Below are 1,912 nucleotides of genomic sequence, written 5' to 3' on the forward strand. Positions count from 1 at the left end.
CGTCGCCGAACCGCCGGTGACCAGCGCGACCGGCGCGCCGCCGCTGTCGGCGTCGGCATCGGCGACCGGGGCGGGCGCCGGGGCGGCGGGCCGCCACGGGACGAGGTCGCGGACCCAGCGGGTGCGTCCCGCACGGCCGTCTCGGCCCCCGACCCGCCCGCCACCAGGTCGGCGAGTTCGGCGCGGACGACCGCGCCCGGTTCGGCCGCCGCGTCGAGGTCGAGGACGCGCCACCGGACGCCGCGCTGTTCCTGCGCGAGCACGCGCGGCAGCGCGTGCACGGCGGCGCCGCCCGGATCGGGACGATCCCCGCCCCCGACCCGCTGCGCCCCCCGCGTCACCTGCAACAACACCCCGGCGGGCCGCTCCCCGCCGAAGAACCGCCGAGCCAGCTCCGCATACCGCAGCACCCCGGCCGAAACCTCCCCGACGGCCGCGAAGTGGGCGTTTTCGCTCGCAGCCTCCGCAGCCTCCGCAGCCCCCGCCGCGTCCGATTCGTCCGGACGGGCGTGCCCGGTGTCGGCGACCGGCGGTTCGGCCAAGTCCGCGCCCGCGCCCGCGCCCGCGCCCGCGTCCGGGAGGACGATCACGCCCGTCCATGCGGTGTCCGGACGGCGCCGGCCTCGGCCATCGGGACGGCTTCGGCGCCCGCGTCCGTGAGGGCCCGCACCACCGCGGCGGTCGCCCCGTCGGGTTCGGCCGGGCCCGCGACGATCCACGAGCCGTCGAGCGCGGACGGTGCGTCGAGCGGCGGGACCTGCCGCCACACGGGGACCTGCAGGGGTTCGGTCTCGTCCGGCAGGTCGTCTCCGGCCGGAGGGCGGGACGACGACGCCGACGGTTCGATCCACAACCGGCGGCGCAGGAACGCGTGGCCGGGCGCGGCGATCCGGCGGCGGCCGGGACGGTGCATGGCCGCGAAGTCGACGTCCGCGCCGTGCGCCCACAGCGCCCCGGCGGCCTCGAACATGTCGGTGATGCCGTCGCCGTCGCCGTCGGACAGCGTGGGCAGCGCGGCCAGGCCGTGGCGGCGCGCGAGCGCGGCGAGCGCCGATGCCGGGGCCGACGTGGACGACGACCGTCCGGGGGCCGGAGGCGGCGGCGCGCAGCGCGGCGGAGAACCGGACGGGTTCGCGGAGCTGCCGCACCCAGTGTTCGGCGTCCGCGAGTTCGCCGTTCACCGGCGTTCCGGTCAGCGTGCTGACGAGCGGGACGCGCGGCGGGACGGCGCGCAGGCCCGCGGCGGCGCGGCGCAGCCGGGGGAGCGCCGGGTCGATCAGCCGGGAGTGCGCGGCGACGTCGAACCGCAGGACGGACGGGTCGTGGCCGTCGCGGCGCAGGTCGGCGGCCAGCGCGTCGACCGCCGGGCGGGGCCCGGACACCACGCAGGCGTCCGGCCCGTTGACGACCGCGAGGTCGAGGTCCGGGTGGTCGCGCAGCCGCGCGGCGGCGGCGTCCTCGGCCAGCGGCACGGCGAGCATCGCGCCGTCGCCCGCGACCTCGGTCATGGCGCGGCAGCGGACGGCCAGGAGCGGTGCGACGTCCGCGACGTCCAGCGCCCCGGCGGCGACGGCGGCGGTGTACTCGCCCGCGCTGTGGCCGAGGACGGCGTCCGGCCGCACCCCCCACGACGCGAGCAGCCGCGCGGTCGCCAGCGACACCGCGAACAGCGCGGGCAGCCCGTGCAGCGGCGTCTCGATCTTCCCTTCGGCGCCCCGGATCACCGCGCGGACGTCGAAGCCGAGGTGCGGCGCGAGGAGGTCGGCGCACTCGTCCACGCACGCCGCGAACACCGGTTCGGTGTCGTAGAGGGCGGCGCCCATGCCGACGGCGGGCGTTGCCGCCGCCGGGGAACGCGAACACCAGCCGGGGCGGGCCCGGGACCGGCTCGGCCGGGGCGGGCGCCGCCCGC

At 79.5% G+C, this 1,912-nt stretch carries 1 protein-coding gene; it reads right to left on the reverse strand.

What is annotated here, in order from left to right; all coding sequences use genetic code 11:
• Window positions 1-1,823: acyltransferase domain-containing protein (locus BJF79_RS63680; RefSeq protein WP_262403210.1), on the reverse strand; the 1,823-nt coding region annotated here is incomplete at its 3' end.
• Between the last annotated feature and the right edge of the window lie 89 nt (window positions 1,824-1,912).

Origin of the sequence: Actinomadura sp. CNU-125, from assembly GCF_001942465.1 — a bacterium.
Lineage (GTDB): Bacteria > Actinomycetota > Actinomycetes > Streptosporangiales > Streptosporangiaceae > Spirillospora.